Below are 14,132 nucleotides of genomic sequence, written 5' to 3'. Positions count from 1 at the left end.
TTGCGCGTGCAATCATTGTGTTCCGGACGCAATATCCCGCGTCTGCAACTACCTTATCAGAGCACCTCGGAGCACCACCATGCCACTCGGACTCATCGCACTCGCCCTCGGCGCCTTCGGGATCGGACTCACGGAGTTCGTGATCATGGGCCTGCTGCCCGAGGTCGCCGCCGACTTCGCCGTGAGCGAGGCGACGGCGGGCTGGCTCATCTCCGGTTACGCGCTGAGTGTCGCCGTCGGGGCTCTCGTCGTCACCGCCGCCACCGTGCGGCTGCCGCGCAAGGCCGTGCTCATCGGACTGCTCGTGCTGTTCATCGCCGGCAACGCCCTCACCGCGATGGCCCCCGACTACACCGGGGCCATGATCGGGCGCATCGTCGCCGCCCTCTGCCACGGAGCGTTCTTCGGCATCGGCTCGGTCGTCGCCTCCGAGCTCGTCGCCCCCGACAAGAAGGCCGGCGCGATCTCGATCATGTTCACCGGCCTTACCGCGGCGAACGTGCTGGGCGTGCCCTTCGGCACCTTCATCGGCCAGCAGTTCGGCTGGCGGGCGACGTTCTGGGTGATCACCGTCATCGGTGTCGTCGCCCTGATCGGCATCGCCGCCGTGGTCAAGGCGCCCCGCGTCGACGGTGCCGTCGTGAGCCTGCGGCAGGAGCTCTCGGCGTTCCGGTCCGGCCAGGTATGGCTGTCGCTCGTCGTCACGGTGCTCGCCTTCGGCGGCATGTTCGGCGCCTTCACCTACGTCGCGTACACGCTCACCGGAGTCTCCGGTTTCGACACCGCCGCCGTGCCATGGCTGCTCGTGCTCTTCGGCGTCGGCCTCGTCGCCGGTAACGCGATCGGCGGACGCCTCGCCGACCGCTCGATCGACCGCACGCTCCTGATCTTCATCGCGGCGCTCGTCGTCGTGCTCGTCGCGTTCGCGCTGCTCGCCTGGTCGCAGCCCGCGACGATGGTGATCCTCGTCGCGATGGGCGGCTTCGGCTTCGGCACCGTGCCCGCGCTGCAGAGCCGCATCATGCAGTTCGCCGGCGGTGCGCCGACGCTCGCCTCGGGCGCGAACATCGGTGCGTTCAACATCGGCAATGCACTCGGTGCCTGGGCGGGCGGGGTGGGGATCGCGGCCGGGCTCGGCTACACCTCCCCCATCTGGATCGGCGCGGCGATCACGGCATCCGCCCTGGTGATCATGCTGTTCGCGGCAACCGCCGCGCGGCGGGCGCAGACTCCGGTCGAGGTGCGCGAGTCCGTCGCGGTCTGAATCCAGGCCCTTCGTCTCGTCGCTGCGCTCCTCGCTCAGGAACCGATCTTCGGCACCGATCCCGGAGCGAGCGCAGCGAGACGAAGGGCGCGGGTCACTGCGCGCGCATGAACTCCTCGGCCTGGCGCACCTGCTCGACCGACGGGCGGATGCCGGTGTACAGAACGAACTGCTCGAGTGCCTGGCGCGTCGCGACCTCGGCACCGCTGATGACCGTCTTCCCGGCCGCACGCCCCGCGCGCACGAGCGGCGTCTCGGCGGGCAGCGCCACGACGTCGAAGACGACGGATGCCGCGGCCACCGCCTCCTCCGAGAACGACAGCGTGTGCTCGTCGGGCCCGCCGGCCATGCCGATCGGGGTGATGTTCACGATGATGTCGGCGGTGGTGTCACCGGCATCCGCCTGCCAGGCGAAGCCGTACAGGTCGGCGAGGGCGCGCCCCGCCCGCTCGTTGCGCGCGACGATCGTCACGTTCGCGAAGCCGGCGTCGCGGAAGGCGGCAGCGGTGGCCTTGGCCATGCCGCCCGATCCCTTCAGCAGCACCGAGCCCGCGGCATCCAACCCGTTCTCCTCGATGAGCTGCGCGATGGCCGAGTAGTCGGTGTTGTACGCGGTGAGCACGCCCTCGTCGTTCACGATCGTGTTGACCGAGTCGATCGCCGACGCCGACTCGTCCATGCGGTCGACGAGCGCGATGACGTCCTCTTTATAGGGCATCGAGATCGCGCACCCGCGGATGCCGAGGCCGCGCACGCCCGCGATCGCCTGGGCGAGATCGGTCGGCGCGAAGGCCTTGTAGATCCAGTTGAGGTCGAGAGCCTCGTAGAGGAAGTTGTGGAAGCGCGTGCCGTTGTTGCTCGGTCGAGCAGACAGCGAGATGCACAGCGTCATGTCCTTGTTCAGCATGGTCACCCGCTCAGGCTACTCAGCTTCGAGCGCCTCGCGGATTCGGGAGAGGCGGAACGCCGGAGGTGCCTCCGTGCTGTCCGCCCCGCCTCTTCCCGAAACCTGCGATCCTTGCGGATCAATCTCCCCACCCTTGCCGCTTCCGCCATGGCCCCCGTCGTGGCGTGTTCGTGCTTCCTCCCCTATGGTGAAGATGCATGCACATGGGGATCGATCGTCTCCGTCTTTCCCCAGAAGACGGGAAGCCTTCCCCAGAGGCAAGACGATCCGTGCATGCGATTGGGCCCTCTCGAGTAGGTCAGTCCCCAATGGGCTACTCGAGGGGGCCGCTATCGACATGATTGCACTTTTTTTGAGATTTGTCCCCCAAATGGGGGACAAGAGTCCGAAAAAAGATGTACAGTAGACGCTGACGCACCCTCCGGTCGTCTTCGGCCCTCATCGCTCCCCCCGCGGTGAGGGCCACACCATTTTCTGAGCGAGGGTCCGTCTCCGGGGGCGTCGGGGAGCGGCGCCCCCGCTACGACGCTCATGCAACATTTGGATTACCTTCTGATTGCGTCTATTGCCCTCGGGGTCTCCTCCACTAGCGTTAGCGATGTCGGTGCATCCCTGCGTCGGCTATTTTTTCCAGCAGAACAGGCAGTACATGAGCACCCAGGGCACGGTCAAGTGGTTCAACTCGGAGAAGGGCTTCGGCTTCATCTCCCCCGACGACGGAGGCGCTGACGTCTTCGCGCACTACTCCGCAATCGATTCCTCCGGCTACCGGTCTCTCGAAGAGAACCAGCGAGTCGAGTTCGACGTGGCGCAGGGCCCCAAGGGCCTGCAGGCAGAGAACATCCGCCCCCTCTGAACGGGGCAGGAGCATCGCTCCCCGACCGGATCCGTCGCCATCGGTGACATCCGGCGGGGAGCTTTGTGCTTTTCGGGGCGATTCCGGGGCGCGGGGCGTGGCGGTCGGCGTGTACTAACTCAGGAAGAACGGGCGATTTCCGCCGGATCCGGCCCGAATCGCGCCCGATCGGTCGAGTCTTCCTGAGTTGGGTACGCGACCGATCGGCGTCAGGCCGACAGCAGCAGGGCGCGCAACTCGTCGACGGATGCTGCGCGGAACGCCGCGTCGTCTCCCTCGTGAGAGTCGCTGAAGCCCCACTCGACGAAGATCACCGGAACGCCGTTGGCGTTGCCGCCCTCGACGTCGTGGTGACGGTCGCCGATCAGCACCGGGCGTGAGACGTCGGCGCCGCGCTCCTCCAGGCGACGCAGCGCCTCGGCCACGATGTCGGTCTTCGAGGCCAGGGTCGACTCGTCGGGCGTCGCTCCGACCGTCGTGACGAAGTCGGCGCGCAGGTCGAAGTGATCGATCAGGGCGTCGACCTGGTTCTCGGGCTTCGAGCTCGCGGTCGCCTGCGGGATGCCGGCGGCGTGCACGTCATGGATCAGGTCGGTCACCCCGGGGTAGGTGGTGACGTCGGTCGTATAACCGTCGGCCTTGCCGAGCGTGCGGTAGAACGACACCGCCTCGGCGGACTGTTCGGGCGTCATGCCCGCCTGGTCCTGGAACGACTGGAACATGGGCGGCCCGATCCAGTGCACGAGCTGCTCGCGCGTCGGCGCCGGGTGCCCGAAGTGGGTGAGGGCGACGTTCAGACGGCGCAGGATGCCGACCGAGGCGTCGACGATCGTGCCGTCGACATCCCACAGCACGCAGGAGTAAGGGGAGGAGGCCATGCCCTCCAGCCTATGGGGCGCGGGGCGCGTGATCGCGCACGGTGCACGGACGTGCAGGGGCGCTCGGTGCGCGAAAACGGAGATCGTTCGCGTGAGGCCCGGCGCGTCGGCATCCGACACACCGGGCGTCGGCGCGATGGTCTCCGTTTTCGCGCGCGAGGAAGACGTCAGAAGAGGCGGGGGATGCCCGACTCGATGCCCTTCATATCGTCGTAGTCGAGAACGAGGCAGCGGATGCCGCGGTCCTCGGCGAGCACGCGGGCCTGCGGCTTGATCTCCTGCGCGGCGAACACGCCCTGCACGGGGGAGAGGTGGGGGTCGCGGCCGAGGAGCTCGAGGTAGCGGGTGAGCTGCTCGACGCCGTCGATGTCGCCGCGGCGCTTGATCTCGACCGCGATGGCGGCGCCGTCGGCATCCCGCACCAACAGGTCGACGGGCCCGATCGCCGTCGGGTACTCGCGGCGCACGAGCGTCGCACCCTCGGAGATGCGCTCGACCTGCTCGGCGAGGAGCCGCTGCAGGTCGGCCTCGACGCCGTCCTTCTGCAGGCCGGGGTCGATGCCGAGTTCGTGCGAGGTGTCGCTGATCACTTCGTAGATCTGCACGCGCAGCGCGTCGCCGGTCTTCTTGTGCGTGACCCGCCACACCTCGACGACGCCGGCGCTCGCTTCTTCTTCGCCGGGCTCCTCGGTGGTGAGGGTGCACGGCGGGCTCATCCAGTTCAGCGGCTTGTAGCTGCCGCCGTCGGAGTGCACGAGCAGACTCCCGTCTCCCTTGTGCACGAGCAGACGCGTGGCAAGCGGAAGATGGGCATTGAGCCGACCGGTGTAGTCGACCGAGCAGCGGGCGATGACGAGACGCACCCGACGAGCCTACTTCGTCGCGGGCGTGCTTCTCGCGCTCCTCCGCCGCGGCGCACACTACGGAGGAGATCTCCCGTTGCGCAGGATCGGTTCCGGCATCCGCTCCTGCGTTGCGCGAGATCTCCTCCGGCACGGCGGGCGGATGCCGCGCGGCCGACGCGCCTACTTCGTCGCGGAGACCTTCTCGTCGGCGCGGAGCGGGCGGGCGGCGCCCGAGAACAGGCCGGATGCCACGATCAGCACGACCAGGATGAACAGCGTGTTGAGCAGGCCGATGTGCTCGCTGATGAAACCGAGCACGGGAGGGCCGCCGAGGAAGGCGACGTACCCGATGGTCGCGGCGGCGCTCACGCGGGCGGCGGCCTTGGCGGGGTCGTCGGCGGCGGCCGACATGCCGATCGGGAAGCCGAGAGAGGCCCCGATGCCCCAGAGGGCTGCGCCGACGAGCACGAGCGGCAGGTTCGGCGCGAGGATGAACAGGAGCACGCCGGCGGCGGCCGACACCGAGAGCACGCGCAGCACGACGACTCGGCCGAAGCGATCCACGAGCGGTCCGCCGAAGAGGCGCACGACGGTCATGCCGACCGAGAAGACGGCGAGAGCGATCGCCCCGGTGCCCGTGCTGAAGCCGTGGCCCTGCTCGGTGCCGAGTGCGATCCAGTCGTTCGCTCCGCCCTCGGCGAAGGCCATACCGAGCATCACGACGCCGAGCAGATAGGTGCGCGGTTCGCGCCAGGCCTCGAGCGAGGTGTGCAGGCGCTCGCGGAACGCCGGCTTCTCGGCGGGCTCGGGGTCGAGGGCGGCTTCGCGCACGGGAACCTGCAGGAACGTCGCGACCGCGACCAGAGCCAGCAGCATCCCCATGATGCCGGCATGGGTGGCGACGGTGAGTTGAAGCCAGGCAGCGAGGGCACCGATGCCCGCGCCGATCACGGTGCCGAAGCTGAAGAAGGCGTGGAAGACCGGCAGCACGGTCTTGCCCATCTGCTGCTCGATCGCCGTCGCCTCGACGTTCATCATGACGTCGAGGCATCCGTTGCCGTACCCGAACAGCACCATGCCGATCAGCACGACCGGCACCGAAGCGAAAACGGTCGAGCCGAAGCCGACGAGGGCGATGCCGCCCGAGAACATGAACATGGTGGCGAGCATGCCGACGCGTGCCCCGGTGCGGGCCATGACGGCGGGGCTGGTCGAGATGCCGATGATCGAGGCGATGCCCATGCCGAGGAGGATGAGTCCGACCTGCGCGTTGTCGAGATCGAGATCGGCCTTGATGCTGGGTACGCGCGACGCCCAGGTCGCGATCGAGAGGCCGCTGGCCATGAAGATCGCGAAGATCGCCGCGCGCCAGCGCACGAACTGCGAGCGGGTGAGGGCGGTGTCCATGATCGAGAGTGTATCGAATCGATTCGACGCGCGGAAAGGCGGGCGGGCTATTCTCGAAGTATGAGCAGTCAGGAGCCGCCTCGGCGCGCGACCATCGCCGACGTCGCCCGTGAGGCAGGGGTTGCGACATCGACGGCATCCGTCGTCTTCAGCGGCAAGGCCAAGGTCGCCGACGCCACCCGCGAGCGCGTGCTCGCCGCCGCCGCCGACCTCGGCTACGCGGGCCCCGATCCTCGCGCCGCCTCGCTGAGGCTCGGACGCAGCGGCATCGTCGCCGTCGTCTTCGAGGGGCACCTGCGCAACGCCTTCCTCGACCCCGTCACCACCGCCATGATGGACGGCCTCGCCGACGGGCTCGCCGAGCTCAGCGCCGGCATCCTGCTCATGCGCGACGAGCCGGGCGAAGACGGCCCCGGCCTCGCCAGCGCCCCGGTCGACGCGTACGTGCTGATCGGATGGTCAGGTCGCACGCGCGAGTCGGTCGAGGTGGTGCGAGGGCGCGGGCTGCCGGTCGTCGTGATCGAGGGCGACCCGGGCGACGGCACGATCCCCCGCATCGCACTCGACAACGCGGATGCCGCGGTCGCGGTAGCCCAGCACGTGCACGATCTCGGGCACCGCGACGTCGCGATCGTGACGCTCACGCTCGGCCCCGATCGCGAGCGTGGACCGGTCACCGCCGAGCGGCTCGCCGCCGCGACCGTCGGGGTGACCGTCGATCGGCTCGAGGGCATGCGCCGAGTCTTCCCCGGTGCTCCCGCGATCTCGGCATCCGGCAGTTTCATCGACGAGGGCATCGTCATCGGACGGATGCTGCTCGCCGACGCCGCCACCCGGCCCACCGCTGTGCTCGCGCAGAGCGACCTGCTCGCGGTCGGTGTGATCCGCGCCGCGGAGGAACTCGGCCTGCGGGTGCCGGAGGACGTCTCGGTCGCCGGGTTCGACGGCATCGCGATCGACGGGCTCGCCGGGCAGTCGCTCACCACCACCGTGCAGCCCGCCGTCGAGAAGGGTCGTGCCGCGGGCGAGCAGATCGCGCGGATGCTCGGCGGCGAGGCCGGGGAGACGCAGAACCTCGTGTGCGTGTTCCGGCCGGGAACGACGACCGGGGTTCCGGCGCGCTGAGGTCTCGCGGGGTGGGGCCCTTCGACAGGCTCAGGGACCCAGTCGCGGAAAACGGGTTGCCGGGAACTGGGTTGCTGAGCGAAGAACTGGGTTGCTGAGCCTGTCGAAGCACCCGCCCCGCAACACGTCAACTGCGCTGCGGCCCCAGGGGCAGTTCCGTCTCGCCGAAGTCGAGGATCCGGTAGCGGCCGCAGTCGACGATCTCGTCGGGGATCGCCTGGATCGGCAGGTCCCACTCGACCGTCTGCGCATCCTCGACGAGGAACGACACGGTTCCGGCATCGAAGTCCTCGCGGTTCACGAGCCACGCGTAGCCGTTGAGCTGATGGTCGACCTGCACGAGCTGCGACGGATCGTCGAGGTGGAGCTTGGGCAGACGCACGGTCCAGAACTGCCCCGCGCCGGTGCGGGCGGATGCTTCGACCCAGTCGGTCACGCACGCGGCATCCGCATCGGGGGCGTTCGCGGCGTCACTCAGTCGGGGGATGCTGAGGCCGCCGGCGACCACCAGGATCACTGCCGCGACCGCCGCCGCCTGCCGCCGGAGTCGCGCGGGTAGTCGAACGGTGCGCGGCATCGCCACGAGTGCGAGCACCGGCGCGAAGGCGAGCGGTTGGAGGTAGCGCGCGGCGTGCGTGCCGAGCGCGATCGCGCCCACGGCGACCAACAGCGGTACGACCCAGGCGGCCAGAGCGACGAACCGCGAGCCGGGGTCTTCGGCCCGCACGGTCTGCACGACGGCCAGCGTGATCAGGGCGATGACGACGACGAGCGCGACGACCCCGAGAGGGGTTGAGAGTCGCGCGATGAGCAGGTCTCCGTAATAGCCGATCGATTCGCGCCAGAGGTCGGGCTGGGCGTATCCGGCACCGGTGTTCGCGATCCATGCCGAGAACGGAATACGCGCGGCGAAGCCGAGTGCCGTGCCGCCGATGAGTGCAGCGAGAACGGTCAGCATCCGCCGTCGCGTGGCTGCGCGCAGGGCGCCGATGATCGCGATCGTGCCGAGCGGTACGGTCGCCCAGGCCGCGAACAGCGGGTTCGACAGCGTCGAGACGAGGGCCACGGCGCCGAGCGCGAGAGACATCGGCACGAGGCGGGCGCCGTCGAGCATCCGTCGCGCGATACCGATCGCGAGCACGACCCCGACGACCGTCGCGGAGTAATAGGTGGTCGTGAGCTGCAGCGAGGCGAGTTCGAGGGCGTCACGCGAGGCCGAGGTCTCGGTCATCGCGAGCACACCGAACGCGGCGAGAGCGATCACCGACCAGGCGACCGGCGCGCGTCCCTCTCGCCGTCGCCCGGCGACGAGTCGCAGCGCACCGTAGAGGGCGAGCAGGTTCACGACCCCGCTCACGGCGAAGAGTCCATTCGTGTCCAGCGGCAGCGCCACGTCGAGACCGGCGAAGACCGCCGTCTCGGGCAGGAACAGCACGCTCGACATCGCCCAGTCGAACGGATCGCCGGCGAGCAGCGAATGCGAGAGCATCGCGACGATGAGAGAGTCGCCGTCGCGGAACAGCAGCTCGGCGCGGGCCGAGGAAGCGACGGATGCCGCGGCGATGAGGGACACGGCGGCAGCCAGCACCCATCCCCCGAGCTCTCGCACCCATGTCCGCCTCACGGGCTTACTCTGCCACGACAGTGTTCTCGCGGGGGACGCTTCGACAGGCTCAGCGACCCAGTTCTTGTCAGCGACGCAGTGGCGTGGGATGAACACGAACTGGGTCCCTGAGCCTGTCGAAGGGCCCCGCCCCACGCAACCGCCCGATGGGGCCCCGGTTGTATAGTCAGCGCATGCGGAGGATCTGCGCCGGCGTCGGCATAGCGGGGATGCTCGCTGTCGGGCTCACCGGGTGCAACCTCCCTTTCCCCGGCGAATACACGGACGCGCCGCTGAGGTTATCGAAAGTGGATGGACATCCGGCCATCGCATACTGCGGTGATCCCGGTACCCTCGTCTTCGTCGACATGTGGTGGGCGCAACGGTCGGACACCTCGTATGGTGAGGTCGCCTTCAAAGCGTCAGGAACGGCGGAGATTGTCACCGGAACGATCATCGGGCCTTCCTCCCTCCCCACCGGAATGACCGTCGCGGACGACTCAGGATTCCCCGCAGACTTGGACAACATAGACGTCACTGTCGAGGTCGACGGTATGAAGTCGAGCGTTCAGTTCTTCTTCGAGGATGAGGTCGCGTCGATCGAGGACTGGCAGCCGGACGGATGGATGCGCGCGGACGGTTCGTACAGTGCGGAGCCGTGCGGGTGAACCACGACGGTGGCGGGGTCGACGGGTCGTGCGGAATCGCGCGACGACGCCTCAGGGGAAAGTTCACCGACGCCGGAGCGCCTGCGCCGGTATCGGCCTAGCGGGGATGCTCGCTGTCGGGCTCACCGGGTGCAACCTCCCTTTCCCCGGCGAGTACACGGACGCGCCACTGAAGCTGTCGAAGGTGGACGGAAATCTTGCCGTTGCATACTGCGGTGATCCCGGCACGCTCGTCTTCGTCGATATGTGGGTCGCGCGGCGGTCGAACACCGCGCGAGGCGTCGTATCTTTCGAAGCCTCGGGTTCAGTGGAAATCGCTACCGGTGCGGTTATTGACACCGCTGCGCTCCCTGCGGGCCTCACCGTCACCGCCGACTCCGGGTACCTCTCGGATCCGGACAACATCGCTGTAACTCTCGAGGTTGACGGCGTGCAGTCTTTCGCTCAGTTCTATTTCGAGGACGACGTCGCGTCGATCGAGGACTGGCAGCCGAAGGGATGGATGCGCGCGGACGGCACATACAGTGAGGAGCCGTGCGGATGAGTGACTTCGAGCCGAGCATCGTGGTGCCGCTCGTCGCGGGAATCGTCGCCTTGGTGGGAGGGCTGCTCCTCGTCCGGTATCGGCGGTCGTTCTTCGACGAGACCGCAAAGATCCAGCGCGGGCTCGTCGGCCGGCCGACCTCTCGTGCGTTCGAGCGTCTGCAAAGTCCGTTCTGGATCGGAGTCGTGGGCGTGGGAGCATCCGGTATGGGAATCGTGCTCATCGTCGCGTGCGTGGTTGCGTTCGTGCGTGCATCGGCGGGTGGGTGAAGATGTGACCGTGAATCCCGACTTCATCATCGGGGGAGTGCTTGTCGTTGTTGGTGTCATAGCAATCTTTTCGCGCCGGGTCTTTGTGCGCGTCATTTATAAAGGACTTCGCTTCTTCTATGGACAGCCAACGGCAGACGACTCGATTCGCGGACGCCCGCTCGTGCGCATCGCCCTGGTCGGCGCGTTCATGGTCGTCGCCGGCAGCGTGATGTTGGTGACGGCGTTCATCGGGTTGTCCTGAGGAGCATCATGGATCTGACCGGCATCATCGCCAACCTCGTGATGGGGTCGCTCACCATCGTCATCGGCGTGCTCATCGTCCGGCATCGCAAGGCGCTCAACAAGCTCGTGTTCGAGAAGCAGACGGAGTTCTTCGGGCGTCGGTTGGCGCAGATGTCAGCGGGTCGTCAGACGCCGACGATGATGGGGTCATCGGTTGAGGGTTTGTCGGGCTCGGGGTGTGCATGATCGTTTTCGGCGTGATGGGGATCGTTCGCCTGGGATTAGGGAGCGTGCGCGTGGGGGACGCTTCGACAGGCTCAGCGACCCAGTTCCTCTTAGCGACCCGGATGCGTGAACGGAGACTGGGTCCCTGAGCCTGTCGAAGGGCCCGCCCCGCGGAACTACGAGACCTGGGTGCGGAGGTCCCAGACCTCCTCGATCGGGGTGAAGCCCTCCGTGCCGTCGGGTCCGCGGAAGAGCTCGACGAAGCGGCCGATGTCCTTCTGCCACTCCGCGTTCGCCGGGTCGTCGTCGAGGGCGGCGATCGCGGCATCCCAGTCATCGCACTCGACCACATGGAACAGCCGCTGTCCCGACCGCCAGATCGTCCAGTCGTGGATGCCGATGTGCGCGAACGTCGCGGCGAGGGCATCCGGGATCCGTGCGTGGTGCGTGCGGTAGTCGTCGATCGCGCCGTCGCGGATCTCGGAGTGCAGGGCGATGCGCATGTGAGGGCCTTTCGTCAGTCGCGCGGGCGGAAGGAGATCGCGACGGGGGTCGCGGCATCCGCCACCTCCACCACGATGGCATCTCCGTCGCGCGACGCCGAGACCGGCTCGTCGCCGATGCGCGCGCTCGCCTCGTCGAGCAGGCCGTCGGGATCGGGCAGGCGGATGCTTCTGCGCTGATCGGTCACGGCGTGCACCGCGTCGTCGGTGCGGGTCCAGCGCAGCCACGGCTCGTCGGACGGCTGCAGGCGCGGCTCGGGCCGGGCGCCGAAGACCGCGTGCCCGAACCGCTGGTTCCACTCACCGAGTCCCTCGAGCGTCTGCCGCTGGGCGTCGGGGATGCGACCGGATGCCTCGAGGCCGATGTTCAGCAGCAGGTTGCCGCCGCGCGACACGACGTCGACGAGCAGGCGCACGGCCTCGTCGGCGGTGAGCAGGTGCTCCGGACCCTCGTTGCGGTTGTGGCCGAACGAGAGTCCGATGCCCCGGCAGTTCTCCCACGCCTCGCCGACCTCGACCGCGGTGCCGTGCACGTATTCGCTGGTGCGGAAGTCCCAGTGCGATTCGCCCCACCGGTCGTTGACGACACCCTCGGGCACGGCGTCGTAGAACGTCCGGAACGCGTGCGCGAGGCTCTTCGGCCCGGGCTCGATCCCGGCCTGCGGCCAGCGGATGTCGCCCCAGAGGATGTCGGGGCGATACCGGTCGATGAGGTCGATGACGTGGTCGTGCGCGTACTCGGCGTAGGCGCGGTCGTCGGGGGCCGGGGCGTCATCGCGGTCGATCGGCGGCAGGTCGGAGAAGTGCCAGTCGAGACCGCCGGAGTAGTAGACGCCGAAGCGCAGTCCCTTCGCGCGGGTCGCCTCGGCGAACTCGGCGATGAGGTCGCGCTGCGGTCCGCGGGCGACGGTGTTGCGCCCATCGGTGGCCGGCGCATCCCACAGGGTCACGCCGTCGTGGTGCTTGGTGGTGGGGATGAAGTACCCGGCGCCGGTCGCGGCGACGACCGCGAGCACCTCGTCGGCATCGAACTGCTCGGCCTTCCACTGGTCGAGGAAGTCGTCGTAGGGGGCTCCGCCGTGCACCTCCTGCTGATGCCGCCGCGCGGGCGACCCCTCGATGCGGATCGTGTTCGCGTACCACTCGGCGTAAGGGTTGTGGGCGTACCACTCCTCGCGCGGCACCGCGCCGAGCTCGCCGGTCGGCTCGGCCCACGCCGGCACCGAGTACGGCCCCCAGTGCACGAAGATCCCGAGCGCCGAGCCGCGGAACCACTCCGGCAGCGGCCGCTCGAAGGCGCGGTACTCCGCGGGGCGAACAGGATCGGTCTTGAACATGGCCATCATCGGCACCTTTCGTCACACCCTTGTGAACTGCTTCGGCTATCACCTATCCTATAGGAAATCTGGAACTCGACGAGGAGCTTCAATGACAACGGCAGACTTCCGACGCCCCACCACCCGTATCCCCGGCGGTGAATGGTTCAGCGGCGCGGGCTTCGGCATCTTCGTGCACTGGGATCAGGCATCCCAGCAGGGCATCGAGATCTCCTGGCCGCTCGTCGGCCGCTCGATCATCCCCGGCGTGGATGCCGTCGACGACGCGGTGACCGTCGCCGAATACCAGGCCACCGCGCCCACGTTCGAGCCGCAGAACTGGGATGCCGTCGACCTCGCGCGCCGCGCGAAGGCGGCCGGTGCCACCTACATCGTCTTCACCGCGCGCCACCATGCCGGATACAACATGTTCTTCACCGATCAGTCGGACTTCGGCGTCGAGCACGGTCCCTTCGGCCGCGATATCACCCGCGAGTTCGTCGACGCCGTGCGCGCCGAGGGCCTCAAGGTCGGCATCTACTACAGCCTCCCCGACTGGAATCACCCCGACTACCCGGCGTTCCGCGACGAGGACCTGCCCTACAAGCTCGAGCACTGGCCCGCCGCCGGCATGCCCGAGTTCGCCGACACCCCGGATGCCACGGATCGTCACCGTCGCTCCAGCCCCGAGGAGTGGTCGCGCTACCTCGAGTACGTGCGGGCGCAGCTGCGCGAACTGCTCACCAACTACGGCACGATCGACCTGCTCTGGTTCGACGGCGACTGGGAGCGCTCGGCCGCCGAGTGGACAGCCCCGGGCCTGCGTCGCTTGATCAAGGAGCTGCAGCCCGACGTCGTGATCAACGACCGCCTCCCCGGGCAGGGCGACTACCGCACGCCCGAGCAGGGGTTCCCGCTCACGGTGCCCACCGGGCCGTGGGAACTCTGCCTCACGATCGGCGACCACTGGGCGTGGCGCGAGCACGCCGACAACGAGAAGTCGGCGCGGTCGCTGCTGGTGACCCTCATCGACGTGGTCGAGCGCGGCGGCAACCTGCTGCTCAACGTCGGCCCCGGCCCCGACGGCACCCTGCCCGAGATCGAGAACGCGCGCCTGCAGGAGTTCGCCGACTGGATGGACGCGCACGCCGAAGCCGTGATCGGCGTGGAGCCCACGCAGGGCATCGACTTCCACGGACCGACCACCGCCCGCGAAGGGCGCCTCTACCTTCACCTGACCGCGATCCCGGTCGACGAGGTCATCGTGCGCGGTCTGCCCGTGCGGCGCATCACCCGCGTGCACCGGCTCGCCGACGGCCTCGAACTGCAGCACGACGCCAGCTTCGAGGTGCACGAGGCATCCACCGCCGGCGACGACTCCGGCGAGCTGCGCATCGTCGCGCCGGCATCCCCCAGCGGTGCCCTCATCGACGTCATCGCCATCGACTTCTCCACCGACGAATCCGAGTGACCCGAGCAACACCCCCCTCAACAACA

The 14,132-nt window shown here is 68.4% G+C and carries 16 protein-coding genes; 9 read left to right on the top strand and 7 right to left on the bottom strand.

Features of this window, described 5'->3' with window-relative positions; all coding sequences use genetic code 11:
• Positions 1-79 precede the first annotated feature (79 nt).
• Positions 80-1,264, top strand: coding sequence for an MFS transporter (locus ACIQTT_RS10215; protein WP_402789148.1), 1,185 nt, complete (start codon positions 80-82; stop codon positions 1,262-1,264).
• A 94-nt stretch (positions 1,265-1,358) separates the two neighbouring features.
• Here ACIQTT_RS10215 and ACIQTT_RS10210 read toward each other — a convergent pair whose 3' ends face one another.
• Positions 1,359-2,177, bottom strand: a complete 819-nt coding sequence (locus ACIQTT_RS10210; RefSeq protein WP_402789145.1) for a shikimate 5-dehydrogenase — start codon at positions 2,175-2,177, stop codon at positions 1,359-1,361.
• A 643-nt stretch (positions 2,178-2,820) separates the two neighbouring features.
• Here ACIQTT_RS10210 and ACIQTT_RS10205 point away from each other — a divergent pair.
• Positions 2,821-3,027, top strand: a complete 207-nt coding sequence (locus ACIQTT_RS10205) for a cold-shock protein (protein WP_247623963.1) — start codon at positions 2,821-2,823, stop codon at positions 3,025-3,027.
• Between the two features lie 209 nt (positions 3,028-3,236).
• Here the strand turns inward: ACIQTT_RS10205 and ACIQTT_RS10200 are convergent, their stop codons facing one another.
• From ACIQTT_RS10200 to ACIQTT_RS10190, 3 genes are all read right to left on the bottom strand, one after another.
• A complete protein-coding gene (locus ACIQTT_RS10200) occupies positions 3,237-3,905 on the bottom strand; it encodes an HAD hydrolase-like protein (protein ID WP_402789142.1) in 669 nt (222 codons plus the stop codon).
• A gap of 167 nt (positions 3,906-4,072) precedes the next feature.
• Positions 4,073-4,768: an endonuclease NucS gene (gene nucS, locus ACIQTT_RS10195; RefSeq protein ID WP_400442431.1), complete on the bottom strand. Its 696-nt coding sequence runs from the start codon at positions 4,766-4,768 to the stop codon at positions 4,073-4,075.
• A 162-nt stretch (positions 4,769-4,930) separates the two neighbouring features.
• On the bottom strand, positions 4,931-6,157 hold the full coding sequence (locus ACIQTT_RS10190; RefSeq protein ID WP_402789140.1) for an MFS transporter: 1,227 nt from the start codon (positions 6,155-6,157) through the stop codon (positions 4,931-4,933).
• A 60-nt stretch (positions 6,158-6,217) separates the two neighbouring features.
• Here ACIQTT_RS10190 and ACIQTT_RS10185 point away from each other — a divergent pair, with 60 nt between their 5' ends.
• Positions 6,218-7,282: a LacI family DNA-binding transcriptional regulator gene (locus tag ACIQTT_RS10185; protein WP_402789137.1), complete on the top strand. Its 1,065-nt coding sequence runs from the start codon at positions 6,218-6,220 to the stop codon at positions 7,280-7,282.
• Positions 7,283-7,409: 127 nt separating this feature from the next.
• Here ACIQTT_RS10185 and ACIQTT_RS10180 read toward each other — a convergent pair whose 3' ends face one another.
• On the bottom strand, positions 7,410-8,906 hold the full coding sequence (locus ACIQTT_RS10180) for a hypothetical protein (protein WP_402789134.1): 1,497 nt from the start codon (positions 8,904-8,906) through the stop codon (positions 7,410-7,412).
• Between the two features lie 173 nt (positions 8,907-9,079).
• Here ACIQTT_RS10180 and ACIQTT_RS10175 point away from each other — a divergent pair, with 173 nt between their 5' ends.
• From ACIQTT_RS10175 to ACIQTT_RS10155, 5 genes are all read left to right on the top strand, one after another.
• A complete protein-coding gene (locus tag ACIQTT_RS10175; RefSeq protein ID WP_402789131.1) occupies positions 9,080-9,553 on the top strand; it encodes a hypothetical protein in 474 nt (157 codons plus the stop codon).
• Between the two features lie 106 nt (positions 9,554-9,659).
• On the top strand, positions 9,660-10,097 hold the full coding sequence (locus ACIQTT_RS10170; RefSeq protein ID WP_402789128.1) for a hypothetical protein: 438 nt from the start codon (positions 9,660-9,662) through the stop codon (positions 10,095-10,097).
• A complete protein-coding gene (locus ACIQTT_RS10165) occupies positions 10,094-10,366 on the top strand; it encodes a hypothetical protein (protein ID WP_402789125.1) in 273 nt (90 codons plus the stop codon). Before ACIQTT_RS10170 ends, ACIQTT_RS10165 begins: the two co-directional genes overlap by 4 nt.
• A gap of 10 nt (positions 10,367-10,376) precedes the next feature.
• Positions 10,377-10,610, top strand: coding sequence for a hypothetical protein (locus tag ACIQTT_RS10160; protein WP_402789123.1), 234 nt, complete (start codon positions 10,377-10,379; stop codon positions 10,608-10,610).
• Positions 10,611-10,618: 8 nt separating this feature from the next.
• Entirely contained in the window at positions 10,619-10,837 is a 219-nt protein-coding gene (locus ACIQTT_RS10155) for a hypothetical protein (RefSeq protein ID WP_402789121.1), read from the top strand.
• 155 nt (positions 10,838-10,992) lie between these two features.
• Here the strand turns inward: ACIQTT_RS10155 and ACIQTT_RS10150 are convergent, their stop codons facing one another.
• Both ACIQTT_RS10150 and ACIQTT_RS10145 read right to left on the bottom strand, forming a co-directional pair.
• Positions 10,993-11,319, bottom strand: a complete 327-nt coding sequence (locus tag ACIQTT_RS10150; RefSeq protein ID WP_402789118.1) for an L-rhamnose mutarotase — start codon at positions 11,317-11,319, stop codon at positions 10,993-10,995.
• Positions 11,320-11,333: 14 nt separating this feature from the next.
• Positions 11,334-12,662, bottom strand: coding sequence for an alpha-L-fucosidase (locus ACIQTT_RS10145; protein ID WP_402789115.1), 1,329 nt, complete (start codon positions 12,660-12,662; stop codon positions 11,334-11,336).
• Positions 12,663-12,747: 85 nt separating this feature from the next.
• On the opposite strand from ACIQTT_RS10145, the gene ACIQTT_RS10140 reads away from it, so the two are divergent.
• Positions 12,748-14,106, top strand: coding sequence for an alpha-L-fucosidase (locus ACIQTT_RS10140; protein ID WP_402789113.1), 1,359 nt, complete (start codon positions 12,748-12,750; stop codon positions 14,104-14,106).
• Positions 14,107-14,132: the final 26 nt, after the last annotated feature.

The sequence above is a fragment of the Microbacterium sp. NPDC090225 genome, assembly GCF_044772365.1.
In the GTDB taxonomy this organism is placed as follows: Bacteria; Actinomycetota; Actinomycetes; order Actinomycetales; family Microbacteriaceae; genus Microbacterium.
This window is presented reverse-complemented; position numbering and strand designations above follow the sequence as displayed.

Excerpts from the sequence above, each read along its gene's own strand:
- ACIQTT_RS10215 (WP_402789148.1), top strand. The coding sequence starts at position 80 with ATGCCACTCGGACTCATCGCACTCGCCCTCGGCGCCTTCGGGATCGGA.
- ACIQTT_RS10185 (WP_402789137.1), top strand. The coding sequence starts at position 6,218 with ATGAGCAGTCAGGAGCCGCCTCGGCGCGCGACCATCGCCGACGTCGCC.
- ACIQTT_RS10145 (WP_402789115.1), bottom strand. The coding sequence starts at position 12,662 with ATGGCCATGTTCAAGACCGATCCTGTTCGCCCCGCGGAGTACCGCGCC.
- ACIQTT_RS10165 (WP_402789125.1), top strand. The coding sequence starts at position 10,094 with ATGAGTGACTTCGAGCCGAGCATCGTGGTGCCGCTCGTCGCGGGAATC.
- ACIQTT_RS10190 (WP_402789140.1), bottom strand. The coding sequence starts at position 6,157 with ATGGACACCGCCCTCACCCGCTCGCAGTTCGTGCGCTGGCGCGCGGCG.
- ACIQTT_RS10175 (WP_402789131.1), top strand. The coding sequence starts at position 9,080 with ATGCGGAGGATCTGCGCCGGCGTCGGCATAGCGGGGATGCTCGCTGTC.
- ACIQTT_RS10205 (WP_247623963.1), top strand. The coding sequence starts at position 2,821 with ATGAGCACCCAGGGCACGGTCAAGTGGTTCAACTCGGAGAAGGGCTTC.
- ACIQTT_RS10200 (WP_402789142.1), bottom strand. The coding sequence starts at position 3,905 with ATGGCCTCCTCCCCTTACTCCTGCGTGCTGTGGGATGTCGACGGCACG.
- ACIQTT_RS10150 (WP_402789118.1), bottom strand. The coding sequence starts at position 11,319 with ATGCGCATCGCCCTGCACTCCGAGATCCGCGACGGCGCGATCGACGAC.
- ACIQTT_RS10170 (WP_402789128.1), top strand. The coding sequence starts at position 9,660 with ATGCTCGCTGTCGGGCTCACCGGGTGCAACCTCCCTTTCCCCGGCGAG.
- ACIQTT_RS10155 (WP_402789121.1), top strand. The coding sequence starts at position 10,619 with ATGGATCTGACCGGCATCATCGCCAACCTCGTGATGGGGTCGCTCACC.
- ACIQTT_RS10140 (WP_402789113.1), top strand. The coding sequence starts at position 12,748 with ATGACAACGGCAGACTTCCGACGCCCCACCACCCGTATCCCCGGCGGT.